Annotated in this window: 28 protein-coding genes; 1 reads left to right on the top strand and 27 read right to left on the bottom strand. The window is 44.1% G+C overall.

Features of this window, described 5'->3' with window-relative positions; all coding sequences use genetic code 11:
- Positions 1–21: 21 nt before the first annotated feature.
- The 12 genes from QTP81_RS17095 to QTP81_RS17040 all read right to left on the bottom strand — a co-directional run bounded on the left by QTP81_RS17095 (position 22) and on the right by QTP81_RS17040 (position 5682).
- The gene (locus tag QTP81_RS17095) at positions 22–471 is read right to left on the bottom strand and encodes a hypothetical protein (protein WP_289367263.1); all 450 of its coding nucleotides are present in this window, start codon (positions 469–471) and stop codon (positions 22–24) included.
- 100 nt (positions 472–571) lie between these two features.
- On the bottom strand, positions 572–1003 hold the full coding sequence (locus QTP81_RS17090) for a GNAT family N-acetyltransferase (RefSeq protein ID WP_289367262.1): 432 nt from the start codon (positions 1001–1003) through the stop codon (positions 572–574).
- Between the two features lie 23 nt (positions 1004–1026).
- A complete protein-coding gene (locus QTP81_RS17085; RefSeq protein ID WP_289367261.1) occupies positions 1027–1410 on the bottom strand; it encodes a hypothetical protein in 384 nt (127 codons plus the stop codon).
- Positions 1397–2011 (bottom strand): FMN-binding negative transcriptional regulator, encoded by a 615-nt coding sequence (locus QTP81_RS17080; protein ID WP_289367260.1) that lies wholly within the window; start codon positions 2009–2011, stop codon positions 1397–1399. Before QTP81_RS17080 ends, QTP81_RS17085 begins: the two co-directional genes overlap by 14 nt.
- 14 nt (positions 2012–2025) lie before the next feature.
- Positions 2026–2562: a GNAT family N-acetyltransferase gene (locus QTP81_RS17075; RefSeq protein WP_289367257.1), complete on the bottom strand. Its 537-nt coding sequence runs from the start codon at positions 2560–2562 to the stop codon at positions 2026–2028.
- A gap of 11 nt (positions 2563–2573) precedes the next feature.
- Positions 2574–3026, bottom strand: coding sequence for a hypothetical protein (locus QTP81_RS17070; RefSeq protein WP_289367256.1), 453 nt, complete (start codon positions 3024–3026; stop codon positions 2574–2576).
- 70 nt (positions 3027–3096) lie between these two features.
- Positions 3097–3615, bottom strand: coding sequence for a M23 family metallopeptidase (locus tag QTP81_RS17065; protein ID WP_289367255.1), 519 nt, complete (start codon positions 3613–3615; stop codon positions 3097–3099).
- Entirely contained in the window at positions 3612–4109 is a 498-nt protein-coding gene (locus tag QTP81_RS17060) for a P-loop NTPase family protein (RefSeq protein WP_289367254.1), read from the bottom strand. Before QTP81_RS17060 ends, QTP81_RS17065 begins: the two co-directional genes overlap by 4 nt.
- Before the next feature lie 30 nt (positions 4110–4139).
- A complete protein-coding gene (locus QTP81_RS17055; protein WP_289367252.1) occupies positions 4140–4616 on the bottom strand; it encodes a methyltransferase family protein in 477 nt (158 codons plus the stop codon).
- 3 nt (positions 4617–4619) lie between these two features.
- The gene (locus QTP81_RS17050) at positions 4620–4799 is read right to left on the bottom strand and encodes a hypothetical protein (RefSeq protein ID WP_289367251.1); all 180 of its coding nucleotides are present in this window, start codon (positions 4797–4799) and stop codon (positions 4620–4622) included.
- A gap of 51 nt (positions 4800–4850) precedes the next feature.
- Complete coding sequence (locus tag QTP81_RS17045; RefSeq protein WP_289367249.1) at positions 4851–5309, bottom strand: GNAT family N-acetyltransferase; 459 nt, start codon at positions 5307–5309, stop codon at positions 4851–4853.
- A gap of 13 nt (positions 5310–5322) precedes the next feature.
- Positions 5323–5682 (bottom strand): winged helix-turn-helix transcriptional regulator, encoded by a 360-nt coding sequence (locus QTP81_RS17040; RefSeq protein ID WP_289367247.1) that lies wholly within the window; start codon positions 5680–5682, stop codon positions 5323–5325.
- 106 nt (positions 5683–5788) lie between these two features.
- On the opposite strand from QTP81_RS17040, the gene QTP81_RS17035 reads away from it, so the two are divergent.
- Positions 5789–6562 (top strand): SDR family NAD(P)-dependent oxidoreductase, encoded by a 774-nt coding sequence (locus QTP81_RS17035; RefSeq protein WP_289367244.1) that lies wholly within the window; start codon positions 5789–5791, stop codon positions 6560–6562.
- 52 nt (positions 6563–6614) lie between these two features.
- Here the strand turns inward: QTP81_RS17035 and QTP81_RS17030 are convergent, their stop codons facing one another.
- The 15 genes from QTP81_RS17030 to QTP81_RS16960 form a co-directional block, all read right to left on the bottom strand.
- The gene (locus QTP81_RS17030; RefSeq protein ID WP_289367243.1) at positions 6615–7208 is read right to left on the bottom strand and encodes an HD domain-containing protein; all 594 of its coding nucleotides are present in this window, start codon (positions 7206–7208) and stop codon (positions 6615–6617) included.
- A gap of 514 nt (positions 7209–7722) precedes the next feature.
- A complete protein-coding gene (locus QTP81_RS17025) occupies positions 7723–8223 on the bottom strand; it encodes a GNAT family N-acetyltransferase (RefSeq protein WP_289367242.1) in 501 nt (166 codons plus the stop codon).
- A 26-nt stretch (positions 8224–8249) separates the two neighbouring features.
- Positions 8250–8648 carry a hypothetical protein gene (locus QTP81_RS17020; RefSeq protein ID WP_289367240.1) on the bottom strand — a complete coding sequence of 133 codons (399 nt, stop codon included), beginning with the start codon at positions 8646–8648 and terminating at the stop codon, positions 8250–8252.
- Positions 8649–8651: 3 nt separating this feature from the next.
- Complete coding sequence (locus QTP81_RS17015) at positions 8652–9206, bottom strand: hypothetical protein (RefSeq protein ID WP_289367239.1); 555 nt, start codon at positions 9204–9206, stop codon at positions 8652–8654.
- Between the two features lie 39 nt (positions 9207–9245).
- Positions 9246–9608 carry a hypothetical protein gene (locus QTP81_RS17010; RefSeq protein ID WP_289367238.1) on the bottom strand — a complete coding sequence of 121 codons (363 nt, stop codon included), beginning with the start codon at positions 9606–9608 and terminating at the stop codon, positions 9246–9248.
- 21 nt (positions 9609–9629) lie between these two features.
- Positions 9630–9821: a hypothetical protein gene (locus QTP81_RS17005; RefSeq protein WP_289367236.1), complete on the bottom strand. Its 192-nt coding sequence runs from the start codon at positions 9819–9821 to the stop codon at positions 9630–9632.
- A 219-nt stretch (positions 9822–10040) separates the two neighbouring features.
- Entirely contained in the window at positions 10041–11180 is a 1140-nt protein-coding gene (locus QTP81_RS17000) for an ABC transporter substrate-binding protein (protein WP_289367233.1), read from the bottom strand.
- A gap of 282 nt (positions 11181–11462) precedes the next feature.
- Positions 11463–11822, bottom strand: a complete 360-nt coding sequence (locus QTP81_RS16995) for a hypothetical protein (protein ID WP_289367227.1) — start codon at positions 11820–11822, stop codon at positions 11463–11465.
- Between the two features lie 32 nt (positions 11823–11854).
- Positions 11855–12208, bottom strand: coding sequence for a hypothetical protein (locus QTP81_RS16990; protein WP_289367226.1), 354 nt, complete (start codon positions 12206–12208; stop codon positions 11855–11857).
- Between the two features lie 76 nt (positions 12209–12284).
- The gene (locus QTP81_RS16985) at positions 12285–12614 is read right to left on the bottom strand and encodes a hypothetical protein (protein WP_289367225.1); all 330 of its coding nucleotides are present in this window, start codon (positions 12612–12614) and stop codon (positions 12285–12287) included.
- Between the two features lie 151 nt (positions 12615–12765).
- Complete coding sequence (locus QTP81_RS16980; RefSeq protein ID WP_289367224.1) at positions 12766–13221, bottom strand: hypothetical protein; 456 nt, start codon at positions 13219–13221, stop codon at positions 12766–12768.
- Between the two features lie 251 nt (positions 13222–13472).
- The gene (locus tag QTP81_RS16975) at positions 13473–13820 is read right to left on the bottom strand and encodes a hypothetical protein (RefSeq protein WP_289367223.1); all 348 of its coding nucleotides are present in this window, start codon (positions 13818–13820) and stop codon (positions 13473–13475) included.
- Positions 13821–13871: 51 nt separating this feature from the next.
- On the bottom strand, positions 13872–14189 hold the full coding sequence (locus tag QTP81_RS16970) for a hypothetical protein (protein WP_289367222.1): 318 nt from the start codon (positions 14187–14189) through the stop codon (positions 13872–13874).
- Positions 14190–14219: 30 nt separating this feature from the next.
- Entirely contained in the window at positions 14220–14597 is a 378-nt protein-coding gene (locus tag QTP81_RS16965) for a hypothetical protein (RefSeq protein ID WP_289367221.1), read from the bottom strand.
- A gap of 78 nt (positions 14598–14675) precedes the next feature.
- On the bottom strand, positions 14676–15119 hold the full coding sequence (locus tag QTP81_RS16960; protein ID WP_289367218.1) for a hypothetical protein: 444 nt from the start codon (positions 15117–15119) through the stop codon (positions 14676–14678).
- Between the last annotated feature and the right edge of the window lie 266 nt (positions 15120–15385).

Genomic DNA, 15385 nt, shown 5'->3' with positions numbered 1-15385 from the left:
CTTTCCCCAACACAACGAGCCTTAGTTGAGCACCACAATTTGTTCTGGTTGGGTAATACGGATATGCGTTTGGTAGACGTACTTGCCTGTAGGTACCCCATCGTTATTTTCGCGGACTTTGATTTTACGGGAGTCACCGGTTACCGACACCGATTTACCGATAAAGTAATCTTGCGGCGAGGCACCAAACTTCTGTTCAAGCTGCTGAGCCACAGACGGCGGAATGGCGATTGTAATGTTCGAGTGGTCGCGGTAATCCAGTTCGGTGTTGAGATAAACAAACTGTCCTTGCACGCCCGCTGCTTTGATATTCAAAATCTGACGATTACTATTGCCACTGGGTTGATAATCGATTGCCTGCTGAGTCAATTCTCGCGTTTGTTCGGGGCTCGGTGTTAAAGGCCCAGGTGCACATCCAGCAAGTGTAAAGCCAAGTAACATGACAAACAGTGCAGTGAGTTTTTTCATCATCCATTCTCAGTATTATTGGGATCCTAGCATTCAGTTTGCAGTGTGGATACTTGTTGCTTTGACGCCTGCAGCTACAAAAAATTCCAAAAAAAATTTCTGCCTAGTATCCCCGCTGATTATACACATCAGGGCTATGCACTTGCATCAAGGTATCCACGTGTTCAATCGGCTTAAATCCAAACTTGGCATATAAACCGTGGGCATCGAAGGTTGCCAGCATAAAGCGGCGCAAGCCCTGTAAGTCTGGATGCCCAGTAATAGCTTCCATTAGCTTGGTACTCACGCCTAAGCCGCGGTAACTCTCCAGTACAAAAACGTCGGCGAGATAAGCAAAGGTCGCTTTATCGGTTGTTACACGGGCAAATGCAATTTGTTCGCCAGCGGTGTTATAGGCGCCAAAGCACAGCGAATTATCGATAGCCTTCTGCATAACCTCACGCGGGATCCCCGTTGCCCAGTAGCTGGTGGAGATAAAGCCGTAAATCACGTCAAAATCCAAATCGTCGCGGTTGGTACTGATGGTAACTTGCACAAGAGCTCCTTATCAGCGCTAAGTTAACGGGTTAAAGTGAGGATCACCTGGGCAGTTTGATCGCGTACTTCAAGACGCTGGTCATCCAATGTGATAGTAACGGGCACATAGGTATTTTGATAGCCGTCAAACATCATGCCCTGCCAAGTGCGGCCATTTTCCACCTCAACGAGTTCTTTAATGACTGTTAGGCCTTGATTCTCAGCATGTGTCCCGTGTTGATATACGGTGGCAAGCCCGCTGTTGAGGTTAAATTCAAGTTGCGCGTCTTTGTCGGCGTGTTGCCATACACCATCGAGACTAACGCCCTTAATATCACCGCTGGGTGTATTGTCGCAACTCGCCAAAGCGAGCAAACTGACTAGTGCAATAGCTATTAGCTCAAGGGTAAATTTACGTTTTTCCATTACCTATTCCTCTGTTGTCCATATAGCGGACAAGATTTGCAGCGTCCGGTGATTGACTGTTAAGTAGCCCCTGATAGACGCCGCATTGATCGGCCTTACTCTTTTGCTGGCCAAGCTTTTCTTTGGCGTGGATCTCATTTATGACGATTTTAAATCCAACCACAGCATTGAGTAGTCTTTCCATGTAATCAACGGGTAAAAGTTCAGTGTTGCCGAGCAGGCTAGGTTCGTAGTGTGCCATTAACGCATTGATCGCGTCGCGGGTGGCATCGCGGTTTAAACTTGAAAACGTACCGAAGCACTGTACGGATGCATAATTCCACGTCGCGACCACAGGACGTGATTCGTACCAGGTGGGTGAAATATAGGCATGTGGCCCACTAAATACCGCTGAGACCCGCTGATTGTCAGCGACTTGCCACTGCGGATTGGCTTTGGCCATATGGCCAATAATCATGCCTTTATCACCATCATCTTGGAATAACAGTGGCAGTCGAGTGGTATTTAAGTCGGCTGTGATCAGTAAGCCAAAACCATAATCAGCGATAAACTGCCGTATGGCCTCGGGCTCTTGCATCGCCATTGCTTTGGGAGTAAACATGCGTATCCTCAGTGCTACCAGTGCTTTGGATTGTTAAATGCGTCGACGCACTGTGTAGCTCCGGCAATGATTGGAATGGGTTTGCCATTTAACGCTACAGCTTGCCAACCAACGGGCTGGGAAAGTGGAAAGGGCGCTTTGATCTTGTTTTCATCCAATGGCGCAAAACCACTTTTGCTATAAAACGCTGGATCACCATAAGTGACCACAATATCCACACCTTGCTTGGTCATACTTTGCAGACCAAATGCAATCAATGCTTGTCCAACTCCCTGACCGTGATAATCGTTTGCGACGGCCACTGGCGACAACATAAAAATGGTCGATTCATGAGCGGTGCTAAAACGGCTAAAGAAAATACCGCCAACCATCGTGTTGCCATCTTTCGCTATATATCCATACAAATCACGCTCAGCAGACGTTGTCACTAAGGCCCTGACTAATTGTCCGATAGACTCGCCAACGGCTTGCCCCTCTGCAGCAGCAAAAACATCTGTATAAAGCGCTATGGTGGTATCTAGTTGGTCAAGGGAGAATGAATAATATTCCACGCTTTCGTCCTTTACTTGTAGATTAGCCAGAAAAAAGTCGCGAATAACGCAATACTCATTACGCCATGCGGTAGCACTACATGCGGATAAAACATGATCCGATAAAAGCGTTTATGGGGCTTAAAGCGATAGGATTTACTCCAGCTTTCAGAAATCTTGAAGCAACCAGTGTGCTCAGCGCGTCCTGCAAAGTAGGCCTCTATTTCACCAATGCGTTGGTAGTGGGCAAATTGGAAATTCTTCCAATAAGTATCAATAAACCAAAATAGCACGCTGGCACACGCGGCGAAAAACAACAGCTCATAATGCTGTGTAAAGGCACCTGCACCGCTGAGTGAGCCTGCCAGGGTAACGTTCCAAGCTTTAATCGTCAGTGATTTGGCATCGAAGTTTTCGACCACGTGATTCAAGTGAAAATATTCTTTCTCTAACAGTTCCAGTTGTTTCTCAGGGCTTAGTTCCATAATACTCACTCGTTTATTATTGGCGTTTTGATCGCTGCTGTTATTGCTGAGGTGCCACCTTCAGGCCCTACTATATCAGTTTGTCATGCGGATTGAGGAAGAACATTTTTTTCCAGCCTTGGCTATCGGTCGTCATCCGCCATGGGATAGGTACAACTGATACAATCGAGTAATGCACATGCGGTGCTTTGCCTTTGGCATTACCGGTATCGCCGAGTGTTCCGACTGTTTCACCACGCTCGACCCAATCACCTACTTGCACAGAAGTCGAATTTAGATGAGCGACATAGTGAATGCGCCATTTAGGGCCTAAAACCGCAATGACATTACCGCCTTTGCTCAAATATCCAGTGTACACCACGACGCCAGAGGTCGCGGCAAGCACTGCTGTTTCCATATCGCCAAATATATCAATGCCTTTGTGTACCCCAGAAGAGCCCCAGGGTTCAAACCAGAATGTTTGGTGGTTCCAGTCACTTGAGCTGGCACCAGCAACAGGAATAACAATGCGTTCAGGTATTAATAGACCCGTTATTACAATCAATAATAAAGCAAGGGATAGCCATTTAAGTGGACGTAGAGTTATCATATTGATGAGTTATATTGGTTGTTTGCGGTCACCATAGTTTTCGACCCGCCAAAGTCATCGTAAAGCTGCTGATGGCGACACTGTGAGAATTCATCAGTTCGCGTCGCATATTGCTCAATCCATTCGATAAGCATCGCTAGGTTTGCGTCTTGCTCTGCTTTGGACGGGTATTTATGAGGCTCCCACGGTCGAGCGCGCGCATTGGCAATACATGCTTCAATGGGTAAGTTCATAAAAACAAGATGCTCAGCCATAGGCATGACAAGTTCGATAAGATCAGCATAACAGCCTTCTATAACCCATTTGTTATGCGCTTGTATAAATGCGTTAATATGCTGTTTGGATTGCTCTAAAGGTGCTCTTGTCGGTGGTGTGCTCGGCAGCCACGCAATGGCATCTAAATCCATATGCGCGACCGTGTCAGATGCGCTTAATTGCTTGGCTAAAGTAGATTTCCCTGAACCTGAGTTACCAAAAATAACTGTTTTGGACATTGCTAACTTTCCGTTGAATTTGTCTCTGATTCACAACCAGCGACGAACTTTGCCTCTGTACTGGTCATAGGCGGCGCCAAACTTAGCCGACATAAATCGCTCCTCGGGTAAAATCTGGAAGCGATTCATATACAGCACGTAAACAACAATCAATGCCATTGCCGCACTATTACCCAGCCATATTGCTAGGGCCATCAATAGTAGGGCAAAGCCTACATACATGGGATTACGCGAGAATTTAAAAATACCGGACTGAACCAAGTTTGCTGTTTGATCTGGGGTTCGCGGGTCAACAGTGGTGTGCGCTTTGCGAAATTCAAAAACTCCTGCGAGCGCAACCCCGATACCCAAGCTGGCTAATACAACCACTGCAATGTAGGAGTAGGGAAAGCTGACGTCCAACGAAGGGAACGAAATAGACAATAACCACATGAATCCGGCTATGATTAATACTAGCAATACAGGGGGGACTTTTAATTCTAGAAAAACAGATTGCGGCTGATTCATCGTCTAACGCTTATTTTTTTTTGGCTTTGATGACGTTTTAAACACGCCTATCCAAAAGGCTAATTCCAGTAAGAAGCCGATCGCAATAAAGGCTATGGCACCGGCTATCGTGCCTACCATAAAACACAGTACAGCCAAGCAAAACAAAATAGCCAAGGCTAAATATTTAGTCGTTGATGTCATCAGCTATTTCTCCTTATGCTTTTGTTCAGATGCTCAGTGGTTTGCACAGATTCATTTCATTCTAGCGTTTAACGTTAAAATCTCATCACCATTATCATCAAGCTTGCCGGTAGGGTGCCAGCCAATCGCACGGTAATAGCCATGGGCTCTTACGACCGGAGTGGCCGATGCGGCGAGCCACAGCTCTTTATGGCCATAGTCAAATAATGCACTGGAGGTTTTGGTTAAAAGCGCAGTACCTATACCTCGGCTTTCATAACCATCCATTACTGCCAGTACTAAGATCTCGCCAGTTTCGGTATCACCGTAACAAAAAGCGATAATCTCGCCCTCCACTAGAGCGACATAACCTACATACACCCCTTGATCAATTGGCTCATCCCAAGAGCCAGGCGGCACGCCAATGGCAATTAGATCTTCACGCGTAAAGGCGTTGTCACGGGTCATACCGCGAACATCAAGACAGCGGTCCATATCGGCGCTGGTGGCTTTGCGATAGCTAATATTCATTGTTTAGCAGTTCTCACTCGTTATTGGTATCAGGTTGTTGCTGTTCAATTTCGAATTGTAGCGCTTCCAGTCCATCTAAAATTTTCAGGAATTTGGCACCCAACTCCGTTACTTCATACTCAACCCGAGGGGGCACTTCGTTGTATGAGATTCGCTCAAGAATGCCAAACTCAGTGTTACGCTTCAGGCACTGATTCAACACTTTTGTGGTTAAACCCTCAACATTGCGTACCATTTCACCCGGGCGATTGATGCCTTCTGCCAACAATTTGTAAACCGTTAACGACCACTTGCAGCCATATATGGTTTCAACCATCTGCGCACTTTGACTCGGCGGAGTTTTTCTTGAAATTTTTTTTGTCATAGTTTTCATAAAGATGTACCAAAAAGTACATACCTTACCAATTTGTGCTTACTTTTTTTGCACCTCACATCGACATAAATTCACATCCGTACTTTAACTTAAGCGGAGAGAAAAAATGACTTCATCTAACCTTGCATTGATCATCGGAGGCACCAGCGGTATGGGTTTAGCAACAGCTCAACAGCTTGTCGCTCAGGGTGTCAGCACAATTATCTTAGGCAACAATGCTACCAAGTTAGCTGACGCAAAAGTAGCCCTAGAAAACGTCGCAACGAATGGGGCAGTAATAGAGACTATCCAAGCTAACTTAAATGAGCAACAACATGTTGACCGCGTTGTATCCGATATAACTGCGCAAGAAGGTCATATTCAATACTTGGTTAATGCGGCAGGCTACTTCAACCCCAAAGGCTTTTTGGAGCATACGGCAGAAGATTACGACATTTATGCGTTATTGAATCGGGCAACATTTTTCATTAGCCAAGCGGTAGCGAAAAATATGAAAGCTCATGGTGGTGGCTCGATTGTGCACATTGGTTCAATGTGGGCTAAACAAGCCATTAAAGCTACACCATCTTCTGCTTATTCGATGGCGAAAGCGGGTTTGCATGCCTTGACTCAGCATATGGCAATGGAATTGGCTAGCGATAACATCCGAGTAAATGCCGTTTCACCTGCAGTGGTCAAAACGCCGATTTATGAGACTTTTATTGACCCCAAAGAGGTTGATCAAGCATTAGCTGGCTTTGACGGTTTTCACCCCATTGGCCGTATTGGTACACCAGAAGATGTGGCCAATAGCATTGTATTTTTACTTAGCGATACATCTAGCTGGGTTACTGGAGCCATTTGGGATGTCGATGGCGGTGTAATGGCTGGGCGCAATTAAGCCAATTTGAAATATACCAGAGCCTTTGGATACAAAGGCTCTACTGATTGTATTATGCGTCTCGCAACCAGCCCTTTTGCACTGCAATATCTATTTGCTCAAGTGCATACTCCCACAGCGCGGGCGCCAGCCCTTCAAGATATTGGTTACGGCGGATCACCTGTGACTTTTTCACGTTGTGGCGTGCCCAACTACCGCCACCATTCTGCATGTTTTGTAGTAGCGGCAAAATGCGATCCATGGCTTTGGCAAAACGCGCGTCCGGTGTTTGTGCGGCTTCAAACTCCTGCCAGGTTTGCTTCACACTATTAAATTGTGCCTCGGGCAGCAGACCAAATATGCGGTTTGCCGCGGCTAATTCTTTGTCTTCTTGGCCATCGAGCTCGTGCGGTTCGGCAAATGCAAAAGTATCGCCGGCATCAATCTCTACAATATCGTGAAGCAGTAACATTAAAGTCACGCGACCAATATCAATTGGCTCTTGGGCATAGTCTTTGAGCGTATGCGCGGTCATGGCAATGTGCCAGCTGTGCTCAGCACTATTTTCAAAGCGATTATTGTCACATTTGACTAAGGCTTGGCGATATACCGCCTTGAGTTTGTCTAGTTCGAGAATAAAACCGAGTTGTTGTTGTAAGTCCTGCAAGCGAAGTCCTTATTAGGCGTTTTTCAACGCCTGTTGTTATTTAAATAGCTGACGCATACCCATTAGGTAAAAAGTGCCGTAAATACAGCAAATGATGGAACTTACCATCCAAAACGTCATTGAATTGTGGTGAATAACCTGACTTGAGGTTATAAATTAGGTATTGGGTTTCAATGGTTATCTTTAACGCGTTATTCTATCGATGAAATATGCGTGCCAGTATCTGTCGCACAAGTGCGAAAAACAGGGCAACGAAGACAAATTGACCAAGCAAAATAAGGCCCAGTTTTGGGTACAAATCTATTTCCTCACTGAACAATGGGTGCCAGATGTAAACCAGCGACATATTGCCCGGAAATAGCAATACTTGGTAGCCAGGCATCGGGCCATCCCAAACTTCATACAAATTCCAGCTTAGCGTAAAAGTAAGTAAGCCTATTGTACTTGCAATAAACCCCGCCGCCAGCGATAGAGGCAATACGTTTTGTGCTAACAACCAGTGGATTAGGCGAATTTACTCTGCTCCTTCCTCTACGTAAGCGAACACATTGTTGTTTACCACTTGGTTGGCGAAGTAAAACTGGTGCTCTCCAACTTTGCTAAAACCCAAGTGTTGGTAGAATGCATTCGACTCGTTCTTATCCCAAGTATACAACCAAAAACGTCCACCTAATTGGCTTTTGATGTAATCAAATATTGCACGACCATAGCCTGCGCCACGGTAACTAGGGTGGATATACATCCGTTCTATCTCAAAACCATTGCATGGGTTTTCAAATTGCGACTTTAAATTCACAACTGCTAGGCCAACTAGATTGGCATTTTGAATAACTGCAATCACTCGATAGCTTTTTGAATCCAGTAACTGTTGATATTGCACAGGCGTAAAATGGTTTCGAACATAGTCGATATGGGATTTTGTCATACTCTTGGCGGCATAGGTTTGCAACCATACGTATGCAGAAAGAGCGGCTAAATTGTAGCAGTCATTATCGGTAGCTAAACGGATCAACAATACATACTCAATGGGTGGTCAGTTGCTTATTGGCAGTGATTGACCGCTGCCAATCCTAGGTCAACATGCGCAACAATGTATCCATATTCACGAGCCGTTAGGAAACGGTTATCGTAAGCGCTTTTTGCAATTTCATGATCCCATGCCACACCGCAGGGAGGTGCAGGAAATTGCGTATCTAAGGTCAACAAATACTGCTGCTCGGCATCGAGTATATGGCCTTGTTTCACCGCGGTTTTTGCGCAAAAACTCAAGGCGTAATCTACAGCATGAATATCGACTTTGGGTAGCCCAACAAACTCAACATTGCAGGCTAATTTGCGCTCACCTGCAGCATTTGTGTAATACAGCTGCCCGGTAGTGCAACCTGTGAGCAGACATACTATTGCGGCGGTGTAAGCGAAATGTTTGAACGTTGATGCCATCGGTTAACCTAAAGCTCCGCGCACAGCAGTATCCTTAATCCCAAGGTACTTTTCAATTTCCTGTTCGATATACAACGCTTGCTCACTGGAATCTAGCCCGCCTAACAATTTAGCATTTTTGCCATTGGTCAATATCGCGTGCACCTCATAGGTGACATGAGTACCGTTGCGATTATTTGAGATCTTTTCTTTCGCGTAGAGTTGCTTTAAATCTGTAGCTCTGAATTGTTTATTGCCTATCCACGGCAAGGGTTTGTGTTGGATCTCTAACATTTGCTTACTAACAAATATATGGGATTTGTTAACCCAACCGGCTATCGCGTAATAACTGATTGCAATGCCTGCGATAACATGAAGGATGGGCAAAAAGCGGGTAAAATTGTCGGTATCCTCATCCATCCCAGCGTAGAAATAAAATAAAAAGGCGTTCCAAAACACTGCAAAAGCTGTGAAAAAAACAAACTGTATGCCAAACCACTTCCGCGTAATATGAATGTAATTGAGATGTTTTTCCAATTGAATTTTGTCGGGTAAACCGATATTCATTGGTTCTTGCATAATACGAACGTCCTTTTAACTCAAATTGCATTTCAACCGTTACAGGCAACCACCTTCTTGAAATGTATATTTCAATGATTTTTTGTCTTTAGTCAGAGCAAACACTTTATCGTCACTGATGGCTTGAACTTCGATTTCATTCGCTTCGAGTTCAGCAATCAACGCTTTGCAGGTTTTACCTTCTTGAATTTGTGGGTAGGCACTCATTTGCTGCTGTAGCTGGTCTAACAGATTACCCACTTTGATCACCTTAAGCTCTCCTAATTCTTCTCTACTGACGCGAGTGCCGGAAACTTTCACTGTGGTCTCAGCGGACGTGGACCGGGCATCTGGATCTTCATGAGGCTTGCTTGCGCATGCTGTGACGAGAGCGATAGCTATGATCAATATATATTTTTTCAAAAATGATTACTCCCTTAATCCTTAGGAATTACGCCCAGAACAGGCTCCAAACAAGATACCCCAACTACAACCAACCGCTATGCCTATGGCAATGCCAAACACCAGAGTATTAAAAGCAACGCCTAAAGCGACACCCGCGATTGTGCCTACGCCAATGCCGATCGCGACACACTGAGCCATTAATGCTTTGGGAGATTGTTGTTTTACAGACATTGAAATCTCTTTTTCTGTGTATCGAATGCATACTTGGTATCGTTCGCCTTCGAAGGAGCGCGTTCGGTATTCCAACACTGTTGAGTGCGCCTAAAAGAATGAGCCAAATAATAACGGCAATAAAATTATTTGAAAGGGAAAATATTCAAAACGAGCTACAAATACGGAGTAGATTGTAATTTAAACTACGCAAAGTAACGGCTTCAATCTACGGCTGGCTTATTGTAAGACTTTGGGCAGCAAATATTTTTCACGAGCACCCTCGAGTTCACTGACTACAGTGTCGATATCCAGCTTGCCTTGCATAAATTCAACAAACAACTGGGCCGCTTCTTGAGTAAATTCAACTGTGGTTTCGCGATCAAAAAACTGGACGATACCGTCTGAGCTTTTTAAATGCTCAGCCCCTACTTGCAGAAGTCGGTTGTTCGGAGATAGGTAATCATTGCGCGGTGATATGATATCAACATAATCCGAGAAAAAGGCCTGCGTTTCGTAAGCCGAAAGGAACTCTATAAATTCTCGAACAAAGGGTTTATTAACCGCTGATTTTGACATTACTGCAACATCTGTAGGAGCGATCTCATAGCGCGGCATGCGAGGGTTAATATTGGGGAATGGGAAGAAGCCAATGTCATCCAGAATACCTTCCGGCGCATCAGCAAGAAAGAAGTTACCTTGCAACGTTATTGCTGTTTTACCGCGATAAAAAAAGGGTAAAGCTTCCTGCCAAGTCAGCGAGACCTGAGTATTGTCAAATCCACCCGCTTCAATCAATTCTTGCCAATGACTGAAAATCGACTCTACTTCTGGAGATAAAAAGCTTCGCTGGCCATTGAGTAAGGCTAAGTAATGTTCACGCCCCATCAGACGCAATGCTATATAATCAAACCACGCTAGGGTTGTCCACTGGCTCGCACCACTGAAGTTCAGTGGTGCATCGGCAAACTCTTTAGCGTCTTTTGTAAACTCTAACAGTTCTTGCCATGTTTGCGGTACGGAGAGGTTCCACTGTTCAAACAGTGATTTCCGATAATAAAACCCCCATTGATAGTAGCCTACGGGGAGAGCAAAAGGTTCACCCTGGTCACTGATGATTTGTTTTGTTGAATCAGAAAAAACCACATCGAAATCATTTTCATTCCATAAGGCTTCTAATGAGGCTATGTGACCGCTTGCAATTAGGGTGTTTAATTGTGTTCCCGCAAATGCGAGCATGACATCAATTTCTTGCGTGTCACCATGGTAAAAAGCTTCAACTCTACGCTTGTGTGACTCCATGGTTTGCGACTTGATGCGGATCTTGGTTTGAGGATATTGGTTCTCAAAACGGGCGGCTAAGATATGATAAAATTCCAATTGGGCAACGGAGGATGGGTTGGGTGCAAAATTAATGTAATACCTATCAGCCGTACCATCAGATTGAGCTCGGCAATTCCCAGCAACAATTAGGTTCGTAAAAACGCATACAATAACAACAGTTATTACGTAGAAGAGTCGCACTGTTCCCCCGCGTGTACATCATCACCAATGCAGAAAAAATATAATAGTTCTACGTTGGTTCATCACATTTAGGTTAAACCGATTCTTTAATTTGTGCCACTTTCTGCACAAATTTACCGGAATTGTGCCGAATTTCGGCTATAAATAGCCTTCGTGGGCATACATTTCATAAGCATTTTTGACTAGCGCAGTGAGTTCGGTAAAAAGCGGCTCGTCGCTCACGGTGAAATTAAAACACGATTTGCCTTGCATGCGCTTTTTAAGCCGCGCACTTATTGAGGTGAGCAGCTCAGGGAACACATACACTGGCATCAGATGAAAGCTCACGTAGCGTTTGTTAATTTTGACAGAACCAAAATACATGGGCTTTTTATTTTTCATTATGTGATGTGTATTGAGGTAGAAATGATCATCTTCGTCGGCGAGGACAATCATCTCATCGGCATATTCAGCCAAAATAGCTTTGAGTTCTTGGAAAATAGCTTGTGGGTCAGTCATTGTGTGCTCGATGTGCGTCTTGTGTTTAAGCGTTATTCTAGCCACTCTACGTTTGTTGCTTGTATACCCAAACCTTGTTTGAATCGAATCGGGAATACTAAATTAGGCTCCGTTGCCCAACCGCGTTCAACGAATAGGTTGTAGCCATTGTCGACTTTTTCGTATCTCACTGCCGATAGCCAAATCGCATCCCAGTTACCTAAAAATTCTAACTCGTCGAGATCTTCAGGGTACTCTCCGTTGCGTACGTTGTGTAATTCGATAATTGACACTGCCGACACAAAATTTTGTGTACCAAATGTTTCATCGGCGTGAGGAATGTCAAAGTTAAAATCACAGGCTGTTAAGGCTAATAAGAGTGTGAGTGCAGATAGTAGCTTTGCCATCAATGAGTCCTTTAGTAAAAGCTGCACGTATTGTAGAGGGCGAGTGGACCGCCGGGAAATATTCAATTCACGCAATTTATGGCGTTCGCGTTAACGTGACACCATCAACTACCATAGTCCAAGTGCCTTGCACTTCATGTGGGGGCTGCGTAACGTCGAATGTCGTCGTTAAGAAGCCAAAACCGACGACAAAGTCATCCTCTACAAACTCTTTTAATGGACCATTTATCGACGTACTTCCGCCATTCTGTAAGCGTTTATACGCAACGGTGCCGTCTTCGAGGATCAGCAAGTACATTTCTGGGCTTTGCCACTCTCCAGCGTATGAGAGCTTTTCTGGCGGCAGTGGTTTGCTGCACCCAGCGAGTGCGATAATAGTCAGCAGTAGAATTGATAAGCGTTTCATAATCCCTCGTGTGTAATCTTGTCCTTAAAGTGCTCTTCGGTTTAATCTGTAGTGCAGTCTTAAGTATCTAAACTGACGCAAAAATGCATAGCGTTCAACTTTTTTTTACCCTTCACTGATTGTTTAACAGTTAGGGTAATGTTCCATTGTTCTATGTTGGCTGATGAAACGGCTCACACGTTTGTTTGTTCGCTTCAATCTGATTTAGGCTTTGTCCGTCGTGAGAAATGTATTGGATTCTAATCGCAGCGCCAAACATAAGAAGTCCTTTCATTTGCTCCGATGAAGTGCACACATCTTCGTAGTCTTCAGCGGTGGGATCAGCCGCGAATATTTCTAGGAGTTCAGTGTCTTGGCGGCCATCAATTTCCATTACCATGATAAGCGTGGAGGTGTCACTGCTAACACTAATCAACTGAACTCCTTCACCATAATCAATGGGCAATAACTTTTTAAGTGAGTTGGCTGCTAACTCAACCTCATTGGGCATATTTTCAGATTTTTCATACACGTAATTTAAGAAGTAGGCAATTGCTCCTATTCCTAAGAACATCCAGATCACTGTAAGGACTAAAAACTTTTCTGAAGAGAATCCTTTGGGTGCCATTTTTTATCATCCTTGTTGAATTTAAAACTAGAGTGCAAGGTCTTGGTTATTGAGTCACTGCTCCTTTGGTCTAAGCAAATTCATACAGCCTAAATATACCCACCCCCCTATCCAGGTGAAGCCTAAAACAAATGTGACTAAACCCGAAATCAGCATGGAGCGATTTTGTTTCTTCGCTAGCAGAACGGCGAGTATTGCCGGAACAACGCACATGAAGATTAAAAGCACGTATACAAAACTAATAGATATGCTCATTTAATATTGCCTTTCTTTAGCGTCCAAAATGTCAATATCCCTGTTGTTCCAATAACTGCCAGTGCGACCGGCGTTACTGAATCATAGGCTTGACCAAAAAATGTTGAAACATACATTGCGAGGGAAAATAGCCCACAGGTCGCGAGCAATATTGAGACAAAAAAAGCGACGACTCTTGCAGGCTTCCCTCCCTTATTATTGAGTGCCGCAGCAACTGATAAATACAATAATACAATCACTAATGAAAAGGGGGAAATGCGCCCCATCAAAACGGAGCCCAGCCCAATAGCGGCAAAAACACAAAAAATCGCGGTGAGAACAATCCGTATGGTTTTCATCAACATTCCTTATCTGACGTGCGTAATACAGGCATATGGTTATTTGAGCATGGGTACTCAATCAACATAAATAGCTTTAATTTCACTATCGCTGTTTATGTAATATAAAGAAAACCCGGCGTCATCAAGTTGACTGGATACCTGTAGCAGATCACCTATCTCTAAGCCGGTCAGCAAAAGATTGGAGTATCCAGTCTGTTTGAGTGCTGCTAGAAACGCATCGTGATCGGTTTTGTTGACTTCTACTCCATTGACGATATAGGCATTTTCGGTAGCCATAACCATCAGCATTGAGCTCAAACTTTCTTCTTTAGGGCTTGTTTTGCAGCCAAGCATTAACAGAACAACTGATAAAGTTAAAATCCAATTTTTCAATCTACTCTCCTTTTGCCCTCGGAGGGCTTGCTACGTGCCGCTTTGTATGCCGAAGGTGTAACTAATATGTGTGCACAGCGCAACTAGCAATATTAAAATGGCAAGACCCTTAAAGATAGCCTCTAGCCTGCGATATTCATGCTCATTATTACGCTTGTCATAATGGTCGACGATAGCAAGCCCTAAGTAAATAGCACCAATACAGAACGAAGCAAAGGCTAAATATATTGAAGGCCCCTGTAGTGTAATTTCGGCTCTTTGGTAAGATAAATAGAGTTCGCCATTAATCATTCCGTAGCCCCCGTAAATTAATAGAACGAGGATCAAACATAATCGGGTGAGTCGATTTTTTACGGAAAAATGATTGGGTGTGTAATCCTTATCTTTTACTTTCTTTTTGTACATCACGCTATTCAACTTCTTTGTACAGTACAATCCGATTTTAATTGGATTTTTGTTCACTAATACGTAGCTATATAGGCTCTATCATTTGCCTTCATTCAGTCTTATATAAACCTTGAAGTTTGGTAAGTTACTAACGCCATTTACCGAATCCTTTAGGCTAAATTCAGACATCGCATCTATTTCGAATTCAAAGTGCCGTTCATATATTTCAATCAGCTCACTCCCTGTTTTGGAATGGGCTACATACATTGAGCGAATAATGGCTTTACCAGCAATACTCATTGGTCGTTTATTTTTTAAGACAACTTCAAACCGGCACTGCTCACTAGTACACAACGGTGGGGCGTAAGAAACATCTACTGAATCGTTGCTACCATCGTGTTGTGTCCAAATAGCCAGGCCCACAAATACAGTCAGCATTATTCCCAAAATGACGTGTTTGTTAGTCACCACCTCCTCCGCCGTCAACACCGGTTGAGTCACCTGACCAGCTATTTTCTGTTCTTCCGCCGGTTCGCTGGCCACTGGTATTAAAAATATCGCCCATTAGGGGGAGGCTGGTATTTTTGCCGCTTGGTCCATAGTCAAATTCAGATGATTCTTTACGTGCGATATATCGCTGGGTAGTGAATACAGCAACACCAGCAAAAATAATTATGATGGAGATAACGCTTATCCAGGTCTCAGCATAGATGCCGTATACCTGTAACGAACTTGTAAATACCCCATATCTAACACAGTTACTTCGTAGAATATCTAGGCGGCATTTCTATACTCAATCGGTGTCATGT

The organism is Neoalteromonas arenosi, assembly GCF_030362855.1.
Taxonomy (GTDB): Bacteria; Pseudomonadota; Gammaproteobacteria; order Enterobacterales; family Alteromonadaceae; genus Alteromonas_E; species Alteromonas_E arenosi.
The sequence above is the reverse complement of the archived record's forward strand: the minus strand, read 5'-3'. Positions and strand labels throughout refer to the sequence as shown.